Source organism: Nocardiopsis deserti (genome assembly GCF_008638355.1).
Lineage (GTDB): Bacteria > Actinomycetota > Actinomycetes > Streptosporangiales > Streptosporangiaceae > Nocardiopsis > Nocardiopsis alborubida.
This window is the reverse complement of sequence record NZ_VWVS01000023.1, coordinates 20,185-43,736: the sequence shown is the minus strand read 5'-3', so window position 1 is coordinate 43,736 and position 23,552 is coordinate 20,185. Positions and strand designations below refer to the sequence as shown.

Annotated in this window: 20 protein-coding genes and 2 pseudogenes; 5 read left to right on the top strand and 17 right to left on the bottom strand. The window is 72.2% G+C overall.

Translation table 11 applies throughout. The features are described from left to right. Nucleotides 1-58: 58 nt before the first annotated feature. From FYW99_RS27130 to FYW99_RS27095, 8 genes are all read right to left on the bottom strand, one after another. Nucleotides 59-1,330: a cytochrome P450 gene (locus tag FYW99_RS27130; protein ID WP_150254856.1), complete on the bottom strand. Its 1,272-nt coding sequence runs from the start codon at nt 1,328-1,330 to the stop codon at nt 59-61. Beyond that, nucleotides 1,327-2,061: a GTP-binding protein gene (locus tag FYW99_RS27125; RefSeq protein WP_150254855.1), complete on the bottom strand. Its 735-nt coding sequence runs from the start codon at nt 2,059-2,061 to the stop codon at nt 1,327-1,329. The genes FYW99_RS27130 and FYW99_RS27125 overlap by 4 nt, the downstream gene beginning before the upstream one ends. Next, complete coding sequence (locus FYW99_RS27120; RefSeq protein WP_150254854.1) at nt 2,042-2,404, bottom strand: DUF742 domain-containing protein; 363 nt, start codon at nt 2,402-2,404, stop codon at nt 2,042-2,044. Before FYW99_RS27120 ends, FYW99_RS27125 begins: the two co-directional genes overlap by 20 nt. After that, nucleotides 2,401-2,826: a roadblock/LC7 domain-containing protein gene (locus FYW99_RS27115; protein WP_150254853.1), complete on the bottom strand. Its 426-nt coding sequence runs from the start codon at nt 2,824-2,826 to the stop codon at nt 2,401-2,403. The genes FYW99_RS27120 and FYW99_RS27115 overlap by 4 nt, the downstream gene beginning before the upstream one ends. Before the next feature lie 61 nt (nt 2,827-2,887). Beyond that, on the bottom strand, nt 2,888-4,513 hold the full coding sequence (locus FYW99_RS27110) for a sensor histidine kinase (protein WP_223839651.1): 1,626 nt from the start codon (nt 4,511-4,513) through the stop codon (nt 2,888-2,890). A 269-nt stretch (nt 4,514-4,782) separates the two neighbouring features. Beyond that, a complete protein-coding gene (locus FYW99_RS27105; protein WP_150254852.1) occupies nt 4,783-5,166 on the bottom strand; it encodes a hypothetical protein in 384 nt (127 codons plus the stop codon). Further along, nucleotides 5,163-6,239, bottom strand: coding sequence for a serine hydrolase domain-containing protein (locus tag FYW99_RS27100; protein ID WP_150254851.1), 1,077 nt, complete (start codon nt 6,237-6,239; stop codon nt 5,163-5,165). The genes FYW99_RS27105 and FYW99_RS27100 overlap by 4 nt, the downstream gene beginning before the upstream one ends. 10 nt (nt 6,240-6,249) lie before the next feature. Continuing rightward, the gene (locus FYW99_RS27095; RefSeq protein ID WP_150254850.1) at nt 6,250-6,774 is read right to left on the bottom strand and encodes an ArsR/SmtB family transcription factor; all 525 of its coding nucleotides are present in this window, start codon (nt 6,772-6,774) and stop codon (nt 6,250-6,252) included. Between the two features lie 141 nt (nt 6,775-6,915). On the opposite strand from FYW99_RS27095, the pseudogene FYW99_RS27090 reads away from it, so the two are divergent. Then, nucleotides 6,916-7,536 (top strand): annotated as a pseudogene (locus tag FYW99_RS27090) (DUF7144 family membrane protein); the annotation flags it as partial. A gap of 168 nt (nt 7,537-7,704) precedes the next feature. Here the strand turns inward: FYW99_RS27090 and FYW99_RS27085 are convergent. The 5 genes and pseudogenes from FYW99_RS27085 to FYW99_RS27055 all read right to left on the bottom strand — a co-directional run. Next, the gene (locus FYW99_RS27085) at nt 7,705-9,498 is read right to left on the bottom strand and encodes an AMP-dependent synthetase/ligase (RefSeq protein ID WP_150254848.1); all 1,794 of its coding nucleotides are present in this window, start codon (nt 9,496-9,498) and stop codon (nt 7,705-7,707) included. A 123-nt stretch (nt 9,499-9,621) separates the two neighbouring features. Continuing rightward, nucleotides 9,622-10,068, bottom strand: a complete 447-nt coding sequence (locus FYW99_RS27080) for a carboxymuconolactone decarboxylase family protein (RefSeq protein WP_150254847.1) — start codon at nt 10,066-10,068, stop codon at nt 9,622-9,624. 946 nt (nt 10,069-11,014) lie between these two features. Beyond that, on the bottom strand, nt 11,015-12,307 hold the full coding sequence (locus FYW99_RS27070) for an HNH endonuclease signature motif containing protein (protein WP_150254915.1): 1,293 nt from the start codon (nt 12,305-12,307) through the stop codon (nt 11,015-11,017). 757 nt (nt 12,308-13,064) lie between these two features. Beyond that, complete coding sequence (locus FYW99_RS27060) at nt 13,065-13,508, bottom strand: nitroreductase family deazaflavin-dependent oxidoreductase (RefSeq protein ID WP_150254845.1); 444 nt, start codon at nt 13,506-13,508, stop codon at nt 13,065-13,067. A 121-nt stretch (nt 13,509-13,629) separates the two neighbouring features. Next, nucleotides 13,630-14,175: pseudogene (locus FYW99_RS27055) on the bottom strand (response regulator); the annotation flags it as partial. A gap of 496 nt (nt 14,176-14,671) precedes the next feature. Between FYW99_RS27055 and FYW99_RS27050 the strand changes: the two are divergent. Beyond that, nucleotides 14,672-15,334 (top strand): TetR/AcrR family transcriptional regulator, encoded by a 663-nt coding sequence (locus tag FYW99_RS27050; RefSeq protein ID WP_150254844.1) that lies wholly within the window; start codon nt 14,672-14,674, stop codon nt 15,332-15,334. A 42-nt stretch (nt 15,335-15,376) separates the two neighbouring features. Further along, nucleotides 15,377-17,920 carry an MMPL family transporter gene (locus tag FYW99_RS27045; RefSeq protein ID WP_150254843.1) on the top strand — a complete coding sequence of 848 codons (2,544 nt, stop codon included), beginning with the start codon at nt 15,377-15,379 and terminating at the stop codon, nt 17,918-17,920. Nucleotides 17,921-17,978: 58 nt separating this feature from the next. On the opposite strand, the gene FYW99_RS27040 is transcribed toward FYW99_RS27045, so the two are convergent. After that, nucleotides 17,979-18,614, bottom strand: a complete 636-nt coding sequence (locus FYW99_RS27040; RefSeq protein WP_150254842.1) for a TetR/AcrR family transcriptional regulator — start codon at nt 18,612-18,614, stop codon at nt 17,979-17,981. A 268-nt stretch (nt 18,615-18,882) separates the two neighbouring features. Between FYW99_RS27040 and FYW99_RS27035 the strand changes: the two genes are divergently transcribed. Beyond that, nucleotides 18,883-20,058 (top strand): acyl-CoA dehydrogenase family protein, encoded by a 1,176-nt coding sequence (locus tag FYW99_RS27035; RefSeq protein WP_150254841.1) that lies wholly within the window; start codon nt 18,883-18,885, stop codon nt 20,056-20,058. A 96-nt stretch (nt 20,059-20,154) separates the two neighbouring features. Here FYW99_RS27035 and FYW99_RS27030 read toward each other — a convergent pair whose 3' ends face one another. Both FYW99_RS27030 and manA read right to left on the bottom strand, forming a co-directional pair. Then, nucleotides 20,155-20,529 (bottom strand): FKBP-type peptidyl-prolyl cis-trans isomerase, encoded by a 375-nt coding sequence (locus tag FYW99_RS27030; protein WP_150254840.1) that lies wholly within the window; start codon nt 20,527-20,529, stop codon nt 20,155-20,157. A gap of 235 nt (nt 20,530-20,764) precedes the next feature. Beyond that, the gene (gene manA / locus FYW99_RS27025; RefSeq protein ID WP_150254839.1) at nt 20,765-21,949 is read right to left on the bottom strand and encodes a mannose-6-phosphate isomerase, class I; all 1,185 of its coding nucleotides are present in this window, start codon (nt 21,947-21,949) and stop codon (nt 20,765-20,767) included. A 436-nt stretch (nt 21,950-22,385) separates the two neighbouring features. Between manA and FYW99_RS27020 the strand changes: the two genes are divergently transcribed. After that, nucleotides 22,386-22,883 carry a GNAT family N-acetyltransferase gene (locus FYW99_RS27020; RefSeq protein ID WP_150254838.1) on the top strand — a complete coding sequence of 166 codons (498 nt, stop codon included), beginning with the start codon at nt 22,386-22,388 and terminating at the stop codon, nt 22,881-22,883. A gap of 21 nt (nt 22,884-22,904) precedes the next feature. Here FYW99_RS27020 and FYW99_RS27015 read toward each other — a convergent pair whose 3' ends face one another. Then, on the bottom strand, nt 22,905-23,456 hold the full coding sequence (locus FYW99_RS27015; RefSeq protein ID WP_017566663.1) for a TetR/AcrR family transcriptional regulator: 552 nt from the start codon (nt 23,454-23,456) through the stop codon (nt 22,905-22,907). Between the last annotated feature and the right edge of the window lie 96 nt (nt 23,457-23,552).

Sequence of the window (23,552 nt, the reverse complement as noted above, 5' to 3'; positions counted from 1 at the left end):
ATGAGTACAAGATCATCGCTGGCCAGGTCCTCTTGCGTCACGCCAGCAACATTTCCGGTCACCCCCAGCGCCGGGGCGTGAAGCGCGCCGGGAGCTCGAAGAGTCCGCGCATCCACAGCGACGGCCGCCACTCCAGCCGGTCCGGGGGCACCGCCAGCCGCACATCCGGCAGCCGGTCCAGCAGGCTTTCCACCGCCGTGCGGGCGATCATCTCCGCGATCTCCGGCGCCGGGAAGGGGCACCCGTGCTCGCCGTGGCCGAAGGACATCTGCGCGCGGTTGCTGCCGTAGATATCGGGGAGCCCCGCGTACAGGCGGGGGTCGGCGTTGGCCGCCGACAGCCCCAGCACCAGCATGTCGCCCCGGCGGATGCCGCGACCGCCCAGCTCGCAGGTCTGCACGGCCCACCGGCCGATGAAGTTCTGCGTGGGGGTGTTCTTCCACAGGACCTCGTTGAGGGCCTCCCCCGCGCTGCTGCGCCCACCCTGGAGGGTGAGCGAGAACTGGTCGTCGGTGAGCATCAGGCGCAGGGTGTTGCCGATCCAGTTGCCGGTGGGCGCCTGGGCCGCGGCGAGGACCACCAGCAGGTCGATGACCACCTCCGCGTCGCTCAGGCCCGCCGGGTGCAGCAGCAGCCGCGAGGGGACGTCGTCTCGCGGCGCGGCGCGGCGGTCGGCGACCAGGGCGTCCAGACGTGCGTGCAGGCGCTGGTGGGCACCGCCCGCGTCGGCGGTCACGTCGAGCGAGAGCACGACGTCGCGCACCAGCGCCGGGACCTCCGCCTCCGGCAGGCCGTAGAGGCGGGCGACCACCATCGCGGGGATGTGGTGGGCGTACTGGGCGACCAGGTCGGCCTCGCCCTCGGCGCAGAAGGCGTCGACGAGGCCGTCGGCGGCCTGCTGGCACAGGGCCCTGAGGTCGGTGCGGTCCACGGCGTCCAGGGCGTCGCCGATCGCGCCGGCGCGCCGCTGGTGCTCGGCCCCCTCGGCGAACATGACCGAGGGCGTCCACATCACGTAGGGCATGAGCGGCCAGTCGTGGCCGACGCGGTCCCACTGGTTCCAGCGGCGGCAGTCGCGGGCGAACCACTCGGGCCTGCTGGTGACGTGGTGCAGCTCCCGGTAGCCCATGACGAACCACGCGGGGACGTCCCCGTCGAGCAGCACGGGCGCGACCGGGCCGTAGCGCCCGCGCAGCTCCTCGTAGAGTCCGGCGGGGTCGCGGGCGATGTCGGGGCCGTAGAAGCGGGCGGCCCCCGCGTGGTCCGGAGAGGGCGGCGGCGGGCCGCTGCTGGCCGGTGCCGCGGCCTCCGGAGCCGGGGTGGGGTTCACGTCGTCTCCTCCTGGGTCGGTGCGGATGCGGGGCCGGATGCCGGTGCCGCTCCGGGCGCGGGGCCGGGTGCGAACGCGGATGCCGGTGCCGGTGCCGGTCCGGGTGCGGAGCCGGTCGTCGGTGCGGACGGGTAGCCGGCCACGGGCCCGGACACGTGCTGGACGAGGGTGACCAGGACGTCGCGGCTGGACTCGCGGCTGCGGGCGTCGCAGTCCACCATGGGGACCCGCTCGGACACGTCCAGGGCGCGGCGCACCTCGGGCAGGGCGGGCCCGGGGCCGAAGCGGTTCACCGCGACGACGAAGGGGGTGCGGTGGTGTTCGAGCCGGTCCACGGCGTACCAGGAGTCCTGGATGCGGTCGGTGTCGACGAGGACGACCGCGCCCAGGCTGCCCTCGAACAGCTGGTTCCACAGGAACCAGAACCGCTTCTGGCCGGGGGCGCCGAAGAGGTAGAGCACGCGCCGCTCGTCGACGGTGATGCGCCCGAAGTCGAAGGCCGCGGTGGTGGTGCGCTTGTCGCGGACGGCGCCGAGGTCGTCGACTCCGACGCTGGCCTGGGTCATGACCTCCTCGGTGCTCACCGGGCGCATCTCGCTGACGGAGCCGACCAGGGTGGTCTTGCCGACGCCGAAGCCGCCGACGATGACGATCTTGAGTGCGTTGTCGGCCGTCGCGGCGAGCGGGGCCCGGCTCGGCTCGGCCAGCCGTTCAGAGGCGTTGGAGGGCAAGGAGCACCTGCTTCAGGGTCTCGGGGTCGTGTCCGGCCTCCTGCCGGGTGAAGGCCTCCGGGTGGCGGGCCGTCACCCGCCCCGTGTCCAGCAGGTCCAGCAGGAGGATCCGTACGACGCTGACGGGGAGCCCGAGCTCCGCGGACAGCTCCACCACGGCGGTCGGGTACGCGCACAGGCGCAGGATCGCGGCGTGCTCGGACTGCATGCCGGGCACGGGGTCGCACTCGGCGACGACGAGGGTGACCGAGTCGAACACGCGGGTGTCCGCGTCGGAGCGCCCGCCGGTCACGGTGTACAGGCGGTCGGGGGCCTCGCCGCTGAGGGCGTCGTGGTGGGTCACGACCGCTCGGCGCCCGCTCGGGCCCGCTCGCCCCAGCGCGGGGCGGCCGTCAGGAAGCCGCCGATCCGTTCGACGAGCTCGTTCATGCTGTGGCCGACCACGCCGACGTCGGCGTCCCCGGAGGCGATCACCGCCAGATGGGCGCCCTCTCCGGCTCGGATGATGAGCAGGACGCCTCCGCCGAACTCGGCCATGGCCTGGCCCGCGCCGCCGCGGTCGCCGAACTCCGCGGAGGCGCTCAGGGACAGGCTCTGGATGCCCGCGGCGATGGCGGCGAGCTGGTCGGCTCGGTCGGTGTGCAGCTCACGGGTGTGGCACATCCTGAGTCCGTCCCTGGACAGCACGAGCACGTGGCGGATGCCCGGTGTCCGGTGGCGCAGGTTCTCCAGAAGCCAGTCGAGACTGGTGTCCATGGTGTTCATCGGGGTCGCGGGGCAGCCGCGCGCGGGTCCGGTCGCGTGCCCCTCCCTCCGTTTCTCTTCTCTACTCTTCGGCTCGTTGGGGCTGGCGGGCGTTGCGGAAGGACGCGAACCTCGTGCCGGGGTCGCCGCCGGGTCCGGGCGCGGCCGGACCCGCGGAGAGCTGGTCGGGTTCCTCCCGCAGCGCCGCGGCGAGGGTCTGGCCGCGCCGCCGCCGGGGCAGCCCGGAGGCGGCGCGGGCGGGAGCGGTGGCGATGCCGGGGCCCGCCGCCGTGTCGGACCCGGGGCCGGTTCCCGCGGTGTGCGCGGGCCCGGGCGCCGCGGAGCGCCGGGAGTGGTGCTCGGTCCCGCGCGGGCCGCCGGGAGCGGGCTGGGAGTCGGTGACCAGGTGCGGCGGGATGAGGACAACGACGCCGATGCCGCCGCGCGCGGAGGGCCGGAAGCTGACGCTGAGCGCGTGCTTGTCGACGAGGCGGCCCACGACCGCCAGGCCCGTGCGGGTGCCGCGCAGCGTGGACAGGTCGCGGGGCTCGGTGACCAGGCTCTCGGCGAGCCTGCGCTCGCGCACGCGCATGCCCAGTCCGCTGTCCTCGACGGTGACGGACAGGCCGGTGTCCTCCTCCTGGACGTAGACGTGCACCTCGGTGCCGTGGGCGGAGAAGTTGGCGGCGTTGTCCATGAGTTCGGCCAGGGCCTGCATGACGCCCTCGGCTGCGTGCCCGGCGATGGAGGCGGTGCTGGTGTTGTGCAGGCGCACGCGGCGGTAGGCGCTGATGCGGCCCATGGCTCCGCGCAGGATGCTCTCCATGACGATGGGCCGGGTCCAGCGGCGGCCCGACCGACCCCCGGCCAGGACGACGAGGCCGTCGGCGAGGCGGCCGGTGCGGGAGACGCCGTGGTCGATGTCCAGGAGGTCGCCGAAGATGCCGGGACTGTCGCCGTAGCGGTCCTGGAGCTCGCGGAGCTTGGCCAGCAGGGAGGTCAGGTGGGCCTGGATGCGGGCGCCGGACGCGGAGGCGGTCTCCATAGCCGAGGCGGAGCGGCGGGCGGCGGCCAGCAGCTCCTCCAGCGTGTGCTCGCGCAGGCGGGCGAGGGCGTCGTGGACGGGGGGCAGTTCCTCCCGGAGGGTTTCGGCGGCGTCGACGCGGTCCTCGCGGACGCGGGCGACCATGAGGGGCAGCCCGGCGCGGTCGAGGTCGGCGATCTGCTCCTCCAGCGCGGTGCGCCGGGCGAGGGCGTCGGCTGCGCGGGCGCGCGCGGTGTCGAGTTCGGCGGTGACGGCGTGGGTGAGCCGGTGCAGCGCGACGTGGCGGGGCTGGGGGTGCTCGGCGAGGACCTCGCGCGCGGTGCGACCCGTGCGCAGTCCCTCGGCGAGGGCGGGCAGGAGCTGGTCGACCAGGTGCTCGGCCTCGCGTTCGAGGGCCTGGGCGGTGGCGTCGACCCGGGTGCCGTGCTCGCGCGCGGCGCGGGCCGCCGCGGCCTGGTGCGCCGCCGCGGTGACGGCGGCGCACAGGACGGCTCCGGCCACGCCGACGGCCAGGGCCACGCTCTGGCGGGCGTCGGGGTGGGCCGTGATGACCGCCCAGGACCAGGCGGGGGCCGCCAGCGCGGTCACGGTGAACAGGGCGACCAGGGCCTGTTGTCCGGGGCGCGGGGGCCGCCGTTGTCGGTCGGACGGGTGTAGTGGCATGGGCGGGTTCCTCGCGGGGCAATCGTGCGAAGGGGGCGGGGCTGTGCCCGGCCCCGTCGCCCGGTCTCCGGGCAGGGGAGGTCCACCCGGTTTTCCCTCGGGGAATTCGAGGGCGGACGGAAATCACCGTAGACCACGGGCGAAAGGCACGTGGGCTTTCTCGCGAGGAACCCCGGTCAGGCGGCGGAAAAGTGCGGCATCCTGCTTTTTCAGCTCTTCTTAATTCTGACATACCCCTACATTGCACACTTTTCGCACGGCTGCTCGGGTCAGGCGAAAAGGAGGAAGACCGCGACGACCCCCGCCAGGAGGGCCAGCGTGCCGATCGCGGAGTAGCGCCGGGAGGCAGCGCCCGCGTCGTCGTCGCGCGCGGGCAGGCCGGGCCAGCGCAGCACCGCGCCCGCGACGGCCCCCGCGCCCAGGGCCACGTCCAGGTACCACACCGCCACGGGGAAGAGCGCCCACGTGGTCAGCAGCAGCGAGAGCACCAGGAAGAAGAGCGTGTTGGCCGTCCGGTTCAGCACGTCCCAGCGGTCCGCGAAGCGGAACCTGCCCCGGCCGCGGACCCGCAGGAGGACGTCCGCCGCGCTCAGGACGCAGAGTCCGTTGAGGAACACGGCCCCGGCGTAGGGCAGCACATCCATCACGCTCATCGGACCTCCTCCCCCGTCAGCAGCTCCAGGACGGGGGCTTCCAGTCCGGTGGTCGTGTTGCCGAAGGCCAGCACCGCCCGCCCGCCCTCACGGTCCAGGGCGACCATGGAGGAGAAGCCCCCGGTGCCGCCGTTGTGCCAGGTGACCTCGGTGCCGCCGTGCTCCTGCGTGATCCAGGCGAACCCGATCCGGCCGCCGTTGCCGTCGTCCCAGCGCGGTTCCAGGGCCGCCGTGCCCGGCGCGGTGCCCTCCAGCAGCGCCCCGGCGAAGCGCGCCATGTCGGCGGGGGTGGAGCGCACGCCGCCCATGGGCGCGTAGGCGCGGGCCAGCCAGGGGTCGGCCGCGCGCCCCCTGTCGGTGTAACCCATGGTCGCGTCCTCGGGCAGGTCCTCCCCGGAGTCGGGCAGGGTCGTGTCGTCCATCCCCAGGGGGTCGAGCAGCCGCTCGCGCAGGAGGGTGGCGTAGTCGGTCCCGGCGGCGTTGGCCAGGGCCTGGCCCAGGATCGCGGTGCCCATGTTGGAGTAGTGGGACTCGCCGCGGTCGGAGAGCTCCGCCGCGGCCACCTGCGCGACCAGGGTGTCGTGGTCGTAGGGATAGGGGTCGTTTCCCAGGTAGGAGGCCGCCGTCGAGACCACCACGTCGAGCACGCGGGTGGAGAGCCGGGGCAGACCGGAGCGGTGGCTGGAGAGCTCGGCCAGGGTGACGTCGGCGGCCGGAGCACCGTCCAGGTCGACCAGTTCCCCGAGCCGGGTGTCCGCGGCGACCTCACCGCGTTCGATGGCGTCGGCCAGCAGCATCCCGGTCATGGCCTTGCTGACCGAGCCGATCTCGTAGTCGGTGCCCTCGTCCGCGCCGAAGTGGGCGAAGCTCACCCGGCCGCCGTCGACCTCGATCACGCTGACGCGGTCGCGCACGCCCTCGGACAGCAGCGGGCGCGCCCGGTCGAGGAGCCCGGGGTCCCCGGACTCCTCGGCGGACAGGGTGGGCGTGTGCGGCCGTACGGCGATCCCGAGTACGACGACCAGGACGGCCACCGCACAGGCGACCGCGACGGGTCCCCTTCTGGCTCTCACGGAGCCCTCCTTACTGGGGCGCTCCTCCCGCCGCCGTGAGGATGGCGAGCAGGGGGACGACGCGTTCCGGTGGAATGACGTAGTGGCCGCGCCGGACGGTGGTGAGCCACCCGGCGGCGACGAGCAGGTTGACGTGGTGGTAGATCTGGCCGGTCGTGCCGAAGTCGGAGCGCTCGGCCAGGGCGGCGACGGTCCCTGTGCCCCTCCAGACCGCGTGCAGCAGCTGGAGCCGGACGGGGTTGCCCAGGGCGTCGAGGCTGGCGGCGTGGCGGTCCCAGTCGGGCTCCTCCAGACGCTCGACCGGCAGCCCCTGCTGCCACTCCAGCGCGCTCTCCTCCCCCTCTCCGTCGCGGACGATCCCGGCGAAGACCACGCCGCCGTGTCCGGTGACGTGCTCCCGCAGGGCGTTGAGCGCGAAGAACGCCTCCCCGAGCGCCTGTGCCCCGGGCGCCCCGGTTCCGTGTTCGCCGGCCGCCTCCAGCGCACTGACCCGCGCCTCCAGCTCGGCCAGCCGCTCCTCCGTCGTCCTGTCCACCACACCTCCACCTTACATGCTTTTCCGTAATTACGTACTTCCGTGCCCGGAACGGCGTCCCCGTGAGCTTTACCCGATCCGTAGGAACGGGTGGGGTGTCGCTGACCTCCAGGGTCGGATGATGAAGATAAGGCGCGCGGATCGCGCATCCGCAAGAGGGACACCCGAGCGGCCGTTCCCACGTCCCGGACCGCGCAGAGGCCAGCGGGGACGGCCGGGAAGGATCCGGACATGCGAACGCAGGCAGCCAACGGCTGGCAGTTCTTCGTCGCGACACTGCTGATCGTCCTCGGGGCGGTCAACGTCATCCAGGGGCTGGTGGCGCTCCTGACCCCCCAGTTCTACGCCGCGGCGAGCACGGAGGTACTCCTGCTGGGGTACACCTCCTGGGGCGTCCTGCTCGGCCTGTGGGGGGCGGTGCTGATCGTCGCCGGCCTGGCCGTGCTGTCCCGCAGCACGTGGGCCCGGGGCTTCGCCCTGATCCTCGCCTCGGTGAACGCCATCGCCCAACTGGGTTTCATCATGGCGATGCCGCTGTGGTCGATGGTGGCCATCGCCGTGGACCTACTGGTGATCTACGGCCTGACCGCTGGCTGGCCGGACCGCGAGCGCGAGTCCAGGCGCACCGAGCAGCACGAGGGCGCCTACCAGAGCGGGTACAACGCCGCCCACGCGGCGCCCAGGCCCGCGCAGTCGCCGGAGGGGACCACCGGATCGCCGCAGAACGCGGGACCGCAGCAGACCACCGGGCAGAACTACTAGAGAGCCCCTCCCGGGCCGCCCCCGTTCCCCAGGACGGGGGCGGTTTCGCGCGCCCGTGCCCGGACACGGGTCATGGGCCCTGGCCGGCCACCATGCCCGGTCCGGCGGCCGCGCGTCCGCGGCCGCGCGGACCACGAACCTGTTCCAGCCAGGCGGGAGGGCCCGGGATCAGTCGCCGTACAGCTCCGCCAGGGCGTCGGCGTAGCGCTCCCGGACGATCCGGCGCCGGAGTTTGAGCGAGGGGGTCAGCTCACCGGTGTCCGGGCCCCACTCGCCCGGAAGCAACCGGTGGCGCCTGACCCCTTCCGCACGGCTGAACCGGGCGTTGGCCGCCGCGACCGCGCGTTCGGCCTCCGCCGCCACCTCGGGGTGGGCGACCAGCGCCTCCCAGTCTCCACCGGTGTCGACGCCCCGGGCCGCGGCCCACACCGGAAGCGTCTCGCGGTCGGGCACCAGCAGCGCCACCAGGTAGGGCCTGCGGTCGCCGTGCACGTAGGCCTGGCCGACGATCGGGTGCTCCTTGAGGGCGTTCTCCAGCGGCGCGGGCGCGACGTTCTTGCCCTGGGAGGTGACGATGAGCTCCTTCTTGCGGTCGGTGATCCACAGGTAGCCGTCCTCGTCGAGGCGGCCGACGTCGCCGGTGGCGAACCACCCCCCGGCGTCGGTGGCCGGGCGCACCGACCCGTCCGGCTGGAGGTAGCCGCCGAAGACCGACTCCCCGCGCAGCCACACCTCGCCGTCCTCGGCCACACGCACCCGCACGCTTTCGATGGGGCGGCCGACCGAGCCCAGCCGGAACCCGGTGGCGGGGCTGTTGACGGTGGCCACGCCCACGGACTCGGTGAGGCCCCAGGCGTCCATGACCACGACCCCGAACCCGGCCCAGAACCGCACCACGTCCAGCGGCATCGGCGCGGAGGCGCTGGAGGCCCAGCTCACCCGGTCCAGGCCGACCCCGGCCAGAAGGGGCAGCAGGACCTCGGCCCGGGCCCGCTCGAAGCGTTCCCCGAGTTCGGCGGGCACCCGCTCGCCGCGCTCGCGGTGGGCGACGTGCTCGGCGGCCACGGCCGTGGCCGCGTCCACCGCGGCACGCTTCTCCTCGGGCATCCGGGCGAGCCCGGCGCGCAGGGCGGAGGCGAACTTCTCCCACACGCGCGGGACGCCGAAGAACTGGGGCGGGCGCACGTGCCGCAGGACCCCGGGCAGATCCTGGAGGCTCCCGCACATCCACACGTGGGAGGCGCGAAAGACCGGCAGGTAGAGGCCGAGCATGCGTTCGGCGATGTGGGCCAGGGGCAGGTAGCACACGTGGTCGGGGTGCTCGGGGAGGGCCACGGCCGCGTCCAGGGCGGTGGCGTTGGCGAGCATGTCGCGGTGGGTGATCGCCACGCCCTTGGGGTCCCCGGTGGTCCCGGAGGTGTAGACGACGGTGAGCAGGTCGTCGGGGGTGAGGTCGCGCCAGCGGTCGGAGGCCGTGCCGACGGAGGTGTCCGCGAGAGGGGCGTAGTCGGTGTGGCCGCGGTCGGGGTCGGCGCCGTCCACGACGACCAGCGCGGCGAGGGGGACCCCGGGGTCGGCGAGCAGGCCCTCCCACGCGGCGGCGGTCCCGGAGTCCTCGACCACGGCGAGGCGGGCGCGGCTGTGCCGGGCGATGTGGGCGACCTGCTCCGAAGCGGCGGTGCTGTAGACGGTGGTGGGGACCGCGCCCGCGTGGACGAGCGCGAGGTCGGACAGCCAGTGCTCGGGACGGTTGCCCATCATCAGCAGGACGTGGTCGCCGGGCTCGACTCCCAGGGCCGCGTAGCCCTCGGCGAGCGCGGCGACGCGGTCGCGCACCCGCGACCAGGTCAGGGTGGTCCAGTCGCCGCCCTCCGGCGCGCGCCAGGACAGGGCGGGCGCGTCCGGGTGGTCGGCGGCGTTGCGGGCGAGCAGGCTCGGAAGGGTTCGTCCGGTGGGGGGCATGGGCGCTCCTGGGTCCGGGACCTCCGTGCGCGGCCGACGGGGGTCGGGCGCACTCATCCCTACCCAAGAAACGGGTGCCCCGCTCCGGGGGACGGGGATCCCTCCCCCGGAGCGGGGCCGGGCTCAGCGCTTGCGCGGGTGCAGGTGACTGGTGACGGCCAGCCGGTTGTAGAGGTTCATCATCGCGATTCCGGCGATGAGCGCGGACAGCTCCTGGTCGTCGAAGTGCTCGGCGGCGCCGTCGTAGGCCTCGTCGGACACCCCGTGCTCGCCCAGGCGGGTGATCTCGTCGGTGAGCGCCAGGGCGGCCCGCTCGGCGTCGGTGAAGATCTCACCGGCCTCGTACCAGGCGGACACCAGGAAGAGCCGCTGCTGGGACTCCCCCGCCTCCAGGGCGCGCTGGGTGTGCAGGTCGATGCAGAAGGAGCATCCGTTGAGCACCGAGGCGCGCAGCTTGACCAGTTCCAGCAGGCTGCCGTCCAGGTGCCCGGAGATGACCTTGTCGATCTCGTCCAGTTTGCTGTAGACCTCGGGAAGCTTCTTCGCCCAGATCACGCGTTCTTTCGCCACGGGGGCCGCCCTCCTCGTCGAGCACTTTCACCGTCCCGGCCGGGACCCGGACCACAACGCTACCAACGGGGTCCGGGCGCTGCGGGGCCAAGGTCGGAACCGGACGCAAGAAGCTGGACTCGATCGGTTTTTCGATGCGACACGGGACATTCCACACACCCGAAAAGACCAACTGTTTCCTTTTTCATTTTCCGTGACTTTTGTTATTTTTCCGGTTCCCACGTAGTTCCACAGGCAGGACACACCGCAGGAGGCCACTGGCAGAACACACCGCAGGAGGTAGGACCTCAGCGGGGCCGACGGCCGACCCAGATCTCTGAGGGGAGGGCCCGGGGCCGAACGGGGGCAGTCGGGGGCGTGGGGCGCGGGAGGGCGGGCGGGGGCAGTCGGGGGCGCGGGAGGGCGGGCGGGGGCAGTCGGGGGCGCGGGAGGGCGGGCGGGGGCAGTCGGGGGCGCGGGAGGGCGGTGAACGGCAGGGGTTCGGAGATGGTTACTCGCTCCTGCGTCGGTAGCTACCGCGAAGTGGTCCGGGTCGCGGCCAACGCCCGGGGTTCGGTAGTGGTGAGGGTGTGCTGCGTTAGCAGCGAAGGCAGCGGGTGTTCGGGGTTCCCGTTCAACGCTCTGGTTGTGGATGGTGGCGGTGGCGGCGTCGGCACCAAAGGCAGCGGGTGTCCGGGGTCCCCGCTCAACACTCTGGCTGTGGGTGGTGGCCGGAGGTGGCGGCACCGGCTGCCGCGTGGTGGCTTGGGAGGGCGTTCAACGGTGGGCGTTCGGGGGTGGTGGGCCTCTGCTGCGTCGGCACCAAAGGCGAGCGGACCCTCCGGCCTCGGGCAGCGCTACCGACCCCCGGTGGTGGGGGTGGGCGACGGTGGCAGCGACGACGGTGGGCGTTGGGCCCGGGCTGCGTGTCGGGCGCGGGCATGCCAGGGCTCGGCACGGCCGGGGGTCATTCCCGGGGCGGTGGGTCCGGGTCCCCGTCGGACGGATGGCCCCGTCCTCGTCCTCGGTGTTGGTGTGTGCGCAGTTCGCGTTGGTACTTGGCCCGGTTGTGCGGCCCGCACAACGGTTGCAGGTTCGCTACCACCGTGCGCCCTCCTCGGGAGAACGAGGTGACGTGGTCGGCCTGGCAGAACGAGACCGGCACCTCGCATCCGCCCGGGTGCGCACACGTGGTGTGTCCGTGGAAGGCGGCGGTGCGCTGTCGGGCTGAGGCCAACCGTCGGCTGTGGCCCACATCCAGGACCTGGCCGGTGGGCGGTGCGGTGAGCATCCGCACCACCTCGGCGTCCCCCGCGAGTTCGTGGACCACCCCGGCCGGAATGACGCGGCCGCGCTCGTCCAAGGCCGGAACCTCCTGGCCTTCGGCGTTCAGGTAGGTCTCCACGGGCACCAGGAGGCGGATCTGCGCGAGCGGGGCAGGGGCGTTGTCGCATCCGGTGTGGGTGGTGGCAAAGCGCAGTGCCGCGATGAGCGCGTCATGCTCGCGCTGGGACCGGGTGCGGGTGTCGTCCTCACTCGGTGGGGTGGTGAAGGTGTCGATGGCCGCGCGCACGATCAACGCGTCCCCACTGCCTCCCCAGGCCTGCAGCTGGTAGCTGCCCTGAAACGTGTCATGAACCGTCAGGCCGCGTGCGGCGTGAGCGGCTGCGTGGTCGCGGTCCAGGCGGTGCGGGTCCATACGGTAGGCGACCTGGCGGGCCACCGCCTGGATCTGGTTGACCGACAACGCGGGCCGCTCCTGCTTGGCGGCCACCAGAGCGGACTCAAATCCTTGGCGGTACCCCTGCTCGTCGGGGAAATGCTGGGCGTCGCGGGTCTGGACGGCTTTATCGGTGGCCTTGGCGATCGCGACCGCCTCACCCAAGACCACCCTGCCCTCAGCCACCGCTTGAGTGGTGGTGGGCAGCGTCTCCTCGTGCACGTGCTGGGCTAGGCGGGCCAGGTCCTTGGCTTGGGCGGTGGGCATCTTGCCGTGGTGAACCAGCCACTTGTCCAGGGTGGTGTAGCCGCTGTAGCGGGCCACCTCACCCCGTGCATACAAACCCGCCATCCGCGCCAACGCCTGGTAGCGGACCTTTTCCAGCTGCGCCCACAGGGCGGCGACTTCCTCAGCCGCACTCTCGTCCGCCCCCGGCGGCAGTTCCCCGCTCCATGCCTGGTCGATGATCTCGCGCGCACCGGCCAGCGCGGCCACGACCGGGGAGCATTCCCCGGGGGCCGCGTCGGGCGCTGCAAGCATCATCTCCATACCTCTTATTATAAGCCAACAGTCGCCATTGTTCCACTATTCACAGCCTTGAATTCCCCGCCTTTTGGCCATCTTCCCTAGAATCCGCCCCTGATTGGAAAGCCACAATTACGGCGATCCGAAAGGCGCCCAAAAAGGCGCAACCAGAATGGTCGCTCGCTGTTGGTGCCACCGTCGCCCGCCTCGACCACAGGAGCCAGGGACGCCACCCAAGGCCGGAGGGTCCGCTTGCCGTTGGTGCCGACGCAGCAGAGCCCAACCACCCCGAACGCTGGGCGTTGGTCGCCCTCCGCCAGTGGCTCCCGCCTTTGGTGCCGCTGTTCGTTGGACACCCCCGCCCCCACCGGACGCTGACCGTTTCTCCGCCTCCCCGCGCCCTTGCGCGGCAGCAGGTGCGCTTTCGTTGCCGCCAACAACCCCCAGCAGGAATAGCGTAGGGAGGGGCCCTGTTGGCGGCCCCTCCCTACCCCTCAATTCCTTGTTCTTTTCCTGCTGGTGGCCGGTTGAGGGATTCTTTTCCTACTGTCGGCCGGTTGAGGGCATGCCGAAACGCACGTGGGTGGGATCCCCCCTATTTCCAGGAAACCATCACCACGCCACCCACGACCACCCCCAACCACCGCCTGTGGAAAACCCCGGCCACCACCTGCAAAAAACGCAGCCACCTACGGAGCCAGGAAATTTGACCTCAGCACCACGGGCGGGTCGGCCAGGACGCCTCCCCCGACCGGCCCACCCTCGGAACACATCACTGGTCGGCGACGGGCTCCAGCACGAAGACCGGGATCTCCCGGTCGGTCTTTTTCTGGTAGTCGGCGTAGTCCGGGAACGCCGCCACCGCGCGCTCCCACCAGACCGCCTTCTCCTCGCCCGTGACCTCGCGGGCCCTCATGTCCTGGTTCACCGTGCCGTCCCGCAGTTCCACGCGGGGGTCGGCGAGGACGTTGAAGTACCAGACGGGGTGCTTGGGCGCGCCCCCGAGCGAGGCGACGGCGGCGTAGCGCCCCTCGTGCTCCACCCGCATCAGCGGCGTCTTGCGCAACTTGCCGCTCTTGGCTCCGCGCGTGGTGAGCAGGATGACGGGCATTCCGCGCAGAGTCATCCCCTCCCTCCCGCCGGAGCGCTCGATCTGCTCGACCTGGTTGCGCACCCACTCCGTCGGACTCGGCTCGTACTCGCCCTCAAGCGGCATGGAATCGTCTCCCTCGTCGTTCTGCTGGCCAACACCACTGCCAACACCACTGCCCCAAGGGTTCATCCGTACCACGGTGGCGGACGCCACGAGGTGCGCGGCCGCCGAACACGCCGGGACCTCAGTCGGGGGTTCGCGCGTCGTGGGTGAGCAGCGCCAGCTGCACCCGCCCGGACAGGTCCAGCTTGGTCAGCGCGCTGGACACGTGCGCCTTCACCGTGCCCATGGACATGTACAGCCGCTCGGCGATCTCGGCGTTGGACAGCCCGGCGGTCACCGCCTCGGCCACCTCGCGCTCGCGCTCGGTGAGCAGCGCCAACCGCTCCCGGGCGCGCTCGCGGCGTGAGGGCGCCTCGGTGCGCTCCACCGGGTCGGTTCCGGCCACCCGGTCCATGAGCGCGCGGGCCACGCCGGGCGAGAGCACCGGCTCGCCCGCCGCCGCGCGGCGCACCGCCTCCACGATGCGCTCCGGAGCGGTGTGCTTGAGCAGGTATCCGGCGGCGCCCGCGCGCAACGCCCGCACCACGGTGGCGTCGGCGTCGAAGGTGGTGAGCACCAGGACCTGGGGCCCGTTCCCGTCGCCGCGCAGCGCCTCGGTCGCCGCGATCCCGTCCGTCCCGGGCATGCGCACGTCCATCAGCACCACGTCGGGGCGGTGCTCTGCTGGGCCGGATCGCCTACCGGAGGCTGGAGGCGCGGCTCCCGGAGACCTTCACCCGGATCCGGTACGGCCGGACGATCGCGCTCCAGACCGTGCCGGAAGGGAGCGGCTGGCTGGACCGCCTGGAGCGCTCGGCGATCCGGGGCAACGCGGAGACCAAGCCCACGGGCTCCTGAGGGACCGGCGGCCGCGCGACCCGGGACGGGGGACGCGCGGCCGCCTTCTCGCGTGCGGCCCGCGCCCCTGGCCCCTTCCCCGGCGGGGCCGCCTTCTCCCCGGTAGGTCCGGTCTCCTTCTACAGGACCCGGCCCCTCCCCGGTGGAACCGGCGTTCTCCCCGGCGGAACCGGCCGTCCCACGAGGCGGCGCCTCCTTCCTCGAAATCCGAGGACGCCCGCCCAGCTCCCGGCCCCCACGGCCGACGGAGGCCCCCGTCCCGGATGTGACTGGGTGCACTCAGTGCTTCGTTGCACTTGGTGCAAGCACCTCCGTAACGTAGAAACGTGGACAATCAGCACGAACCGCCCTCACGCGATCGGCGTGAGGCACTGAAGTCGCGCCACCGCCGCGCCATCGTGGACGCGGCCGCCGCGCTGATGACCGAACGCGGGGACACCGGCTTCACCGTCGACCAGCTCTCCGAACGGGCTGACGTCTCCCGCAGGACCGTGTTCAACCACTTCAGGTCCCTGGACGACATCGTCCTGGAGGTGTTCGGCGAGATGCTGGACGCGATCGTCGACAGCATCGAGGCCAACCTCCCCGCCGCCGCCGGGGACCAGCCGGGGAGCATGTTCGACGAGTTCGCGGCGGCGATACGCCAGACCGACCTGGTCACCCCGGTCACCCGGCTCAAGCGCTTCCTGCGGCAGAAGGGGCACGAACCCGCCCCGAGCCAGGCGGCGCTGTTCGAGCGGGCCATCAACGACGTGAGCGTGCGTCTGGCCGCCATCATGACGCGCCGCCACCCGCGTGCCGACCCGCTCGTGGTCGACCTCATGTGCGGCGCGGTCATCAGCGGCGGCACGATCACGGTCCAGCGCTGGGAGCAGACCACCGGAGGGGTCGACAGCGACGACTCCCGCCGGGTCTGGTCCGACCTGCTGGACCGCATGCTCGCCGTGACCCGTGACGGCTACGGGAACGCCGGTCCCCACACCTCCTGAGCGCACACGCGCTCCCTTCCACCCACTCCGTTTGCAGGAACCATGGCTGAATTTCTCTACAGAATCGGGCGTGCGTGCGCACGTCGCGCCCGAACCGTCATCGCGGTCTGGCTGGCCCTCCTGGTGGCCTCCGGCACCGCCTTCCTCCTCTTCTCGGGCGAACTGGAGGACAGCTTCTCCATCCCCGGGACACCCACCGACGAGGTGGAACAGCTCCTGTCACAGGAGTTCTCCGGGATGGGCGGGGGCGCGGGCACCGTCGTCTACCAGACCGAGGACGGCTCGGACTTCACCCAGGAGCAGCGGGACGCGATAGCCGACCGCGCCGAGCAGGCCGCCGAGGTCTCCGGCGTGGAGGGCGCGATGGACCCGTTCGCCACGGAGGCGCAGCGCGCCGCCCAGCAGCAGGAGCTGGAGGAGGGCCGCGACGAGCTGGAGAGCGGCCTCGAGGAGCTCGAAGCCGGTCAGGCGGAGCTCGACGCGGGCCGCGAACAGGCCGAGGCCGCCGGGATGCTCGACCAGGTCGGGCCCGGGCTCGACGCCGAACAGGTCGTGATCGACCAGAACCGCGAGGAGCTGGAGGCGGGCCTGGAGGAGCTCGAACGCGGCGAGGCCACTCTGGAGATGGCCTCGGAGATCCGCTCGGTCTCCGAGGACGGCGACACCGCCCTGGTCCGCATCACCTTCAGCGACAGCCAGACGGAGATCACTCCGGAGACCCGCGACGCCGTCATGGAGGTCTTCGAGGGCGACCCCGTGCCGGGCACCACCGTCGACTTCGGCAACGACATGTCCATGACCATGCCCACCCTGGTCAGCGCCGCCGAGGTAGTCGGCGTGATCGTGGCCGGTGTGGTCCTGGTGATCATGCTGGGCACCCTGGTGGGCGCGGGTCTGCCGATCCTGACGGCGCTCGTCGGCGTCGGTGTGGCCACCCTGATCGCGATGTCGCTGTCCGGTGTGCTGGAGATGGCCTCGGTGACACCGATCCTGGGCCTGATGCTCGGACTGGCCGTCGGTATCGACTACGCGCTGTTCATCATCAACCGGCACCGCCGCCAGCTCAAGCAGGGCATCGGCGTCGATGCGTCCATCGGCCTGGCCAACGGGACCGCGGGCAACGCCGTGGTCTTCGCGGGCACGACCGTGCTCATCGCACTGCTGGGCCTGAACCTGACCGGGATCGGGTTCCTGGGCCTGATGGGCAGCGTGGCCGCCGTCTCCATCGCCATCGCCGTGTTCATCGCGATCACGCTCGTTCCGGCGCTGCTGTCGCTGGTGGGCGCGCGCATCCTGTCGCGCCGCGAGCGCGCCCGCCTCGCCGAGAGCGCCTCCTCCGACGAGCGGGGCGCGCATGAGGCGGAGCGGACCAGGCCGATGTCGACCGGCCGCGCGCTGGCGCAGGCCGCCGTCGCCGTGATCGCCCTGGGCGTGGTCGCCCTGCCCGCCCTCGACCTGCGCCTGGGCATGCCCGACGGCTCCTCCGAGCCCACCGACTCCACCCAGTACCAGGCCTTCACCGCCGTGGAGGAGAACTTCGGCGCGGGGCAGAACGGCACGCTCCTGGTCGTGGCCGAGCTGACCGGGGGACCCAACGAGGAGGCCGCGGAGCGCAACGCCGAGGAGGAGCAGGCGCTGGTCGCCGAGGAGATCTACTCCCACGACGACGTGGCGGCGGTGGCCCCCGTCGGCATCTCCGAGGACCACACCCTGGCCATCTTCCAGGTCGTGCCCGTCGAGGGCCCGGCCAGCGCCTCCACCGAGGAGCTCGTGCACACCCTCCGCGACATGGAGCCGATCGAGGGCACCGGTCCGCTGGGGGTCGCGGGCATGGCCAGCGGCAACATCGACATCTCCGAGACGCTGAGCGACGCGCTGCCGACCTACCTCGCGGTGGTCGTGGGCCTGTCCCTGGTGATCCTGCTGCTGGTGTTCCGGTCGGTCTTCGTGCCGGTCGTGGCCACGCTCGGGTTCATCCTGTCCTTCTTCGCCTCGCTGGGCGGCGTGGTGGCCGTCTACCAGTGGGGTTGGCTGGGCGGCCTCTTCGGGCTGGAGAACACCGGTCCGGTGCTGAACTTCCTGCCCACCCTGCTGGTCGGGATCCTGTTCGGCCTGGCGATGGACTACATGCTCTTCATCGGCACGGGCATGCGCGAGGCCTACGTGCACGGTTCGCCCTCACGGCTCGCCGTGGTGCAGGGCTTCCGGGCAGGCCGTTCGGTGGTCACCGCCGCGGCGATCATCATGATCTCGGTGTTCGGCGGGTTCGTCTTCTCCCACAGCGTCATGATCAGCTCGATCGGCTTCGCGCTCGCCTTCGGCGTGCTCATCGACGCCTTCGTCGTGCGCATGGCGCTGATCCCCGCGCTGATGCACCTGGCGGGGAACGCCGCGTGGTGGCTGCCCAGGTGGCTCGACCGGATCCTGCCCGACATCGACGTGGAGGGCGCCTCCCTGGAGCGCCGTCACCCGCGTGAGCAGTCGGCCGGGACCGGCGAGGACACGGACGGCGACGCGTCGGCAACCGGGGACACGCGTTCCTCCTCCGAGGAGGACACGGACCGGGTGTCCTCCGAGCGGCGCTGAGGCGCACGCGTTCCGAGGGGCCCGGGGGTGGTGGTGACCACCCCCGGGCCCCTCGCGCTCAGTCCCGGTTCCCGACCCTGTCGAAGACGCCGGTCAGCCCGTCCAGGAAGGCCGAGAGCGCGAGTTCGAAGCTCGCGTCGTCGATCTCGGCGGCGTGCTCGGGCAGCCGGTGGGCCTGGGACAGGTTCGGGTAGCGGTCCCGGTAGACGCGCACGTCGTCGTCGAACCCCCGCGCGAAGGAGTTGGTGGCGGCCCCCACGACCAGGTACTTGGTGGAGGCGCCGATCATCGTGGCGTAGCGGGGCGGCCACCCGGCGCCCACCAGGCCGCCGTGCACGGCGTCGGCGCGGCGCAGCGCCTCCTCGCGGCGCCCGGGCCCGGAGGAGACCACCGGCAGCAGGTGGGGGTGTTCGGCGAGGGCGTCGCGGTAGGAGCGCGCCCAGACGGTGAGGCCCTTGCGCCAGTCCCCGCCCTCGAAGCCCGAGACGTCGATGCGGGAGGTGACCTCGTCCGCGACCTCGGTGAGCAGCTCCTCCTTGGTGCGGTAGTGGCTGTAGAGGGAGGCCGCCTGCACGTCGAGCTCTTGGGCGAGCTTGCGCATGGACAGACCGTCCAGCCCGTCACGGTCGATGAGCGCGAGAGCCGCGCGGCGGATGCCCGGACGGCTCAGGATCGGCGTCTTGGGTCGGGCCACGGAGGGATCCCCTTCTCCACTGCGGCGGACGGACCGGACCCTCCGGCGTCCGGCCCGATCATCGCACGTCGGCGCACCGCATGCGGCCCCCTGGCGGTGTTCGCGCACCTGAGAGCCCGCCTTCCGGTCCCGTGCGCCCCGGTGTGGGCGCCTGCCCGGAACCGGGCGGCGCACCCGTTTCCGCCCGTTCGGCGGCACCTCTTGCACGCACCCCCGGGAAGACCGTACCCTCAAACCGAACGCCGTTAGGTTACTGGGGAGACAGGCCGTGATCGATTTCTCACTGAGCGATGAGCAGCGCGCCGTACGCGACTGGGTGCGGACCTTCGTCGAGCGGGAGCTGATGCCGCTGGAGAACGAGGTGCTGCGCCGCGAGCGCGAGGGGCACCCGCCCGGCCTCAACACCGAGGAGCGCACCCGACTGCGCGAGCTGGCCCGCAAGTCCGACTTCTGGGGCGTGGAGACCCCGGTGGAGTACGGCGGCATGGGCCTGGACGCGGTCACCGCCGCGATCATCGAGATCGAGCTGGGCAGGACCTTCCTGACCTTCAAGTTCGGCGGCGAGGCCGACAACATCCTCTACCACGCCAACGAGGAGCAGAAGGAGCGCTACCTGCTGCCCACCATCGCCGGTGAGCGCCGATCCTGCTTCGCCATCACCGAGCCCGGCGCGGGCTCCGACGCCAAGGCCATCCGCACGCGCGCGGTCCGCGACGGCGACACATGGGTGATCAACGGCGAGAAGACCTTCATCACCGGCGGCAACGAGGCCGACTTCGCCATGGTCTTCGCGGTCACCGACCCGGACAGGGGCGCCGACGGGGGCGTGACCTGCTTCCTGGTCGACCGCGAGGCGGGGTGGACCTCCGAACCCATCGACACCATGGGCGAGCGCCGCCCGGCCTCCCTGGTCTTCCAGGACGTGCGCGTTCCGCACGAGAACATCCTGGGCGAGGAGGGCCGGGGCTTCGAGCTGGCCATGAAGTGGATCGGCAAGGGCCGCTACCTGCTGCCCGCCCGCGCGCTCGGCGGCTGCGAGCGCCTGCTGGACATGGCCATCGAGTACTCCCGCACCCGCGAGACCTTCGGGGCGCCCATCGCCGACCGGCAGGCCATCCAGTGGATGATCGCCGACTCCCAGACCGAGATCGAGGCGCTGCGCCTGCTGGTGCTGCACGCCGCGTGGCAGGTGTCGGTGGGCAAGGACTCGCGGCACGCGCAGTCCATCGCCAAGCTCTTCGGCGGTGTGAAGGCCAACGAGATCGTCGACCGCGTGATGCAGATCCACGGCGGCATGGGCTACACCCGTGAACTGCCCATCGAGCGCTTCTACCGCGACGTGCGGCTGCTGCGCATCTTCGAGGGCACGGACGAGATCCAGCGCCGCACGATCGCCCGCGACCTGCTCAAGGGCCACGTCAAGGTGGGCGCAACCCTGGGCTAGCGGCGGGGACGAGGGGCCCGTGCCGCACGTGGGAGCGCGGCACGGGCCCCTCCCGCACGCGACCCCCTCCCGCGCGAAGCCCTCGCGGGGGAGGTCCTAGCTGACGCCGACCAGGTCGCAGACGAAGATCAGGGTCTCGTCGGGCGCGATGGCACCGGGGGCGCCGCGCTTGCCGTAGGCCAGGTGCGGCGGGATGACCAGCTTGCGGCGGCCGCCCACGCGCATGCCCAGGACGCCCTGGTCCCAGCCCGCGATGACCTGGCGCGCGCCGAGGCGGAAGCTCAGCGGGGCGCCGCGGTTCCAGCTGGCGTCGAACTCCTCGCCGCTGGAGAAGGCCACGCCCACGTAGTGCACCTCGACGGTGCTGCCGTGGCCCGCCTGGGCGCCTTCACCGACCTGGATGTCGGTGATCTCCAGTTCGGCGGGGGGCGGGCCCCCGATGAAGTCGATCTCGGGACGCTCAAGCGCCATGGTGGTACCCCTCGTGTGGTCACAGTGAACAGAGGGGCCCAGGCTATCGGTGCGCGGGAACCTCCCGGAGCAAAACGGACGTCCCGACCGGATGCCCGGGGCACGCTCGCACTGCCCTGACCCGGCCTCAGGTCTGAGTTCTCGGGCCTGGGGTCTCAGTTCGCGGAACGGGGGTCTGGGTCCTCAGGTCTGAGGTCTCAGGTCTGGGATCTCAGCGGACCTGGGGACTCAGGACTCAGGACTCACCGACGGTGGCGGCGATGACGTGGCCGTGGCCCTCGACCTTGATCGGCCCGCTGTCGGCCTGCACGAACACCGACTCACCGCGCTGGAGGGTCATCCCCTGACCGACCTCGGCGACCAGCTCCACCTGCCCGTGCAGGGCGAGCAGCACGGTCGGCCCCTCTCCCGGCAGGTGGGCGGTGATGCGGCCGGGGCCGATCTCGTGCAGCGCGAACTCCGGGGCGGCCGTGCGGAACTCCCGACGCCCCTCGCAGACCCCGGGTCTGGCGTAGGGGATGGGCAGCACCGAGAAGTCCACCACGTCCAGCAGCTCGGGCGCGTCCACGTGCTTGCCGGTGAGCCCGGCGCGCAACACGTTGTCGGAGCTGGCCATCACCTCGACCGCGGTGCCCTGGAGGTAGGCGTGCATGTTGCCCGCTGGCAGGAACAGGGCCTGGCCCGGCCAGAGCGTGACCCGGTTGAGCAGCAGGGCGGCCACCGCGCCGGGGTCGCCGGGGTAGCGGTCGGCCAGGTCGGCGACGATGGCGCCGTGGGATCCGCGCGGGCCGGAGCCCGTCCACTCGCGCACGAAGTCGTCCAGGAGCCGGGCGCGTTCGTCCCCGGGGAGGGTGAGCAGACGGGTGAGTGCGCCGCGCAGGGCGGTTCCGGCGTCGCTCAGGGCGAGGTCGCCGCGCAGCGCGACGGCCAGTTCGCAGGTGAGCCCGCGCAGGTCGGCGTGGGCGGCGGCGGGTTCGCGGAAGCCGCACAGGGCCTCGAAGGGCTCCAGGGCGAGGAGGAGTTCGGGCTTGTGGTGGGGATCGCGGTAGTTGCGGTGCGGGGCGTCCAGGGGGATGCCCGCGCGTTCCTCGGCCTCGAACCCGGCGCGGGCGCGGACGGCGTCGGGGTGGACCTGGAGGGACAGGGGCGCCTCGGCGGCCAGGACCTTGAGGAGGAAGGGCAGCCGCCCGCCGAAGCGCTCGGCGGTGCGCCGTCCCAGGACACGGCGGGGGTTCTCGGCGATGAGGCCGGGCAGGAGGCGCGGACCGTCCTCGCAGTGCGCCGTGCTGGGGGCGCCGTGGTGGGCTCCCAGCCACAGTTCGGCCTGGGGCGTGCCGTCGGGTTCTGCGCCCAGCAGCCGCGGGATGGCCGTGCGCGCTCCCCAGGCGTAAGGCCTTACCTGGTTGGTGAGCCTGTGCATGCGCCCCCCGCTTTCCCGTCTGCGTGTTCTCACCCCGTGGACACCCCGGCGAGGCGGCAACAGTCTCGTGGAGGGCGCTGTCGCGGTCGACCCGGCGCGCCCCACACCTTGAGGTAGTGCACACTTCACCTCGCGGGGTGGGCGGGCACCCCACGAACACGGGTACCGGCTGCGGCAACGAAGTTACTGGGAAGTAAACCATGATCGGAAGCACGTGAACAGCGCCACATCCTGACCTCCTCTTCCCGCCCTCGGCGGGGTCCCGCCATTGTCCCGCAGCGCCGTCTCGGGTGCCACGCCCCCGCCCCGGGAACCGTCTCTCCCTCCCCGCCGCCGACGTCTTCCCCCTTCTCCCGGAAAACCCGGATGCCCGGCGGACGGGCGACCGGTTAACGTGCATTGGTCGTGTTTGTTCCCCGACATGTGAGGCGGACACTTGAGGCTGCGCCAGGGCGGACCAGAGGACCTGTCAGCGGTGCTGGAGACCTTCGACGCCACCGTGGCGTGGCTGGTCGAACGCGGACGCTCCGCGCAGTGGGGTGATCGCCCCTGGTCCCAGGATCCCCGGCGGGTCGCGCGCGTGAAGGAGCTGGTCGCCGAGGGCCTGTGGGTGGCCGAGGTCGGCGACGGCACGGCCGGGTTCCTCGCCGCCACCGAACGGGCTCCCGGCTACGCGCCGAGGGTGCGCGAACGCGAGCTCTACGTCCACCTGCTGCTGGTCGCGCGCACCCACACCGGGCGCGACGTGGGCGGCAAGATGCTCTCCTTCGTCCGCAGGCAGGCGCGCGAGCGCGGCGTCGGGCTGGTGCGGGTGGACTGCTGGGCGGGAGGGGACGGCGCTCTGGTGCGCTACTACGAGGGGCAGGGTTTCACCCCGGTCGAGCGGGTACCCGTGGGCGGCACCGAGGTCCAGATGTTGGAGTACCGCGTCTGAACCGGGTCGGCCCGCGAACGCTCAGCGCTCGCGGCGCACCTTGTCGGAGGCCTCCACCAGGCGGTCGATCATCCGCTGCGTCAGCACCGGGTCGGGCTGGGGCAGCCCGGCGATCGCCGCCATGTACAGCCCGTCGCCCGCGCGCAGGACGATCTCGGCCAGGACCGGGTCGGTGAGTTCCTCGTGCAGCAGGTCGCCCCAGCGGCTGAAGAGGCCCTGGACCGTGCGGACGGCCTCCTCGGGCATGTCCTCCTGGCCGCGCAGGGCCGCGATGACCGCCCAGTACAGCTCCCGTTCCTCGGGGCTGCGCGGCAGCGAGGTGCGCAGGAAGACGCGGACCACGCCCTCCTCCCCCTCCACGGCCTCGCGGAACTCCTCCTCGGCCAGCACGCGCAGGCGTTCGATGAGCCCGGTGAGCATGGCGGCCTTGGACGGGAAGTGGTACAGCAGTCCCCCCTTGGAGACCCCGGCGTCACGGGCCACGGCCTCCAGGGTCACCGCGGAATAACCCTCCCCGACGAGGATGTCCTGCAGGGAGTCGAGAATGCGGTCGCGGGTGTTCGAAGCGTTCACGATTGACACTGTACCGGCCGGACGGTACTGTACCGTCTGGACGGTCGAAGAGTCCCGGGAGTACGCCCCGGTCGACCAGACTTCCCGTCCTTCCAC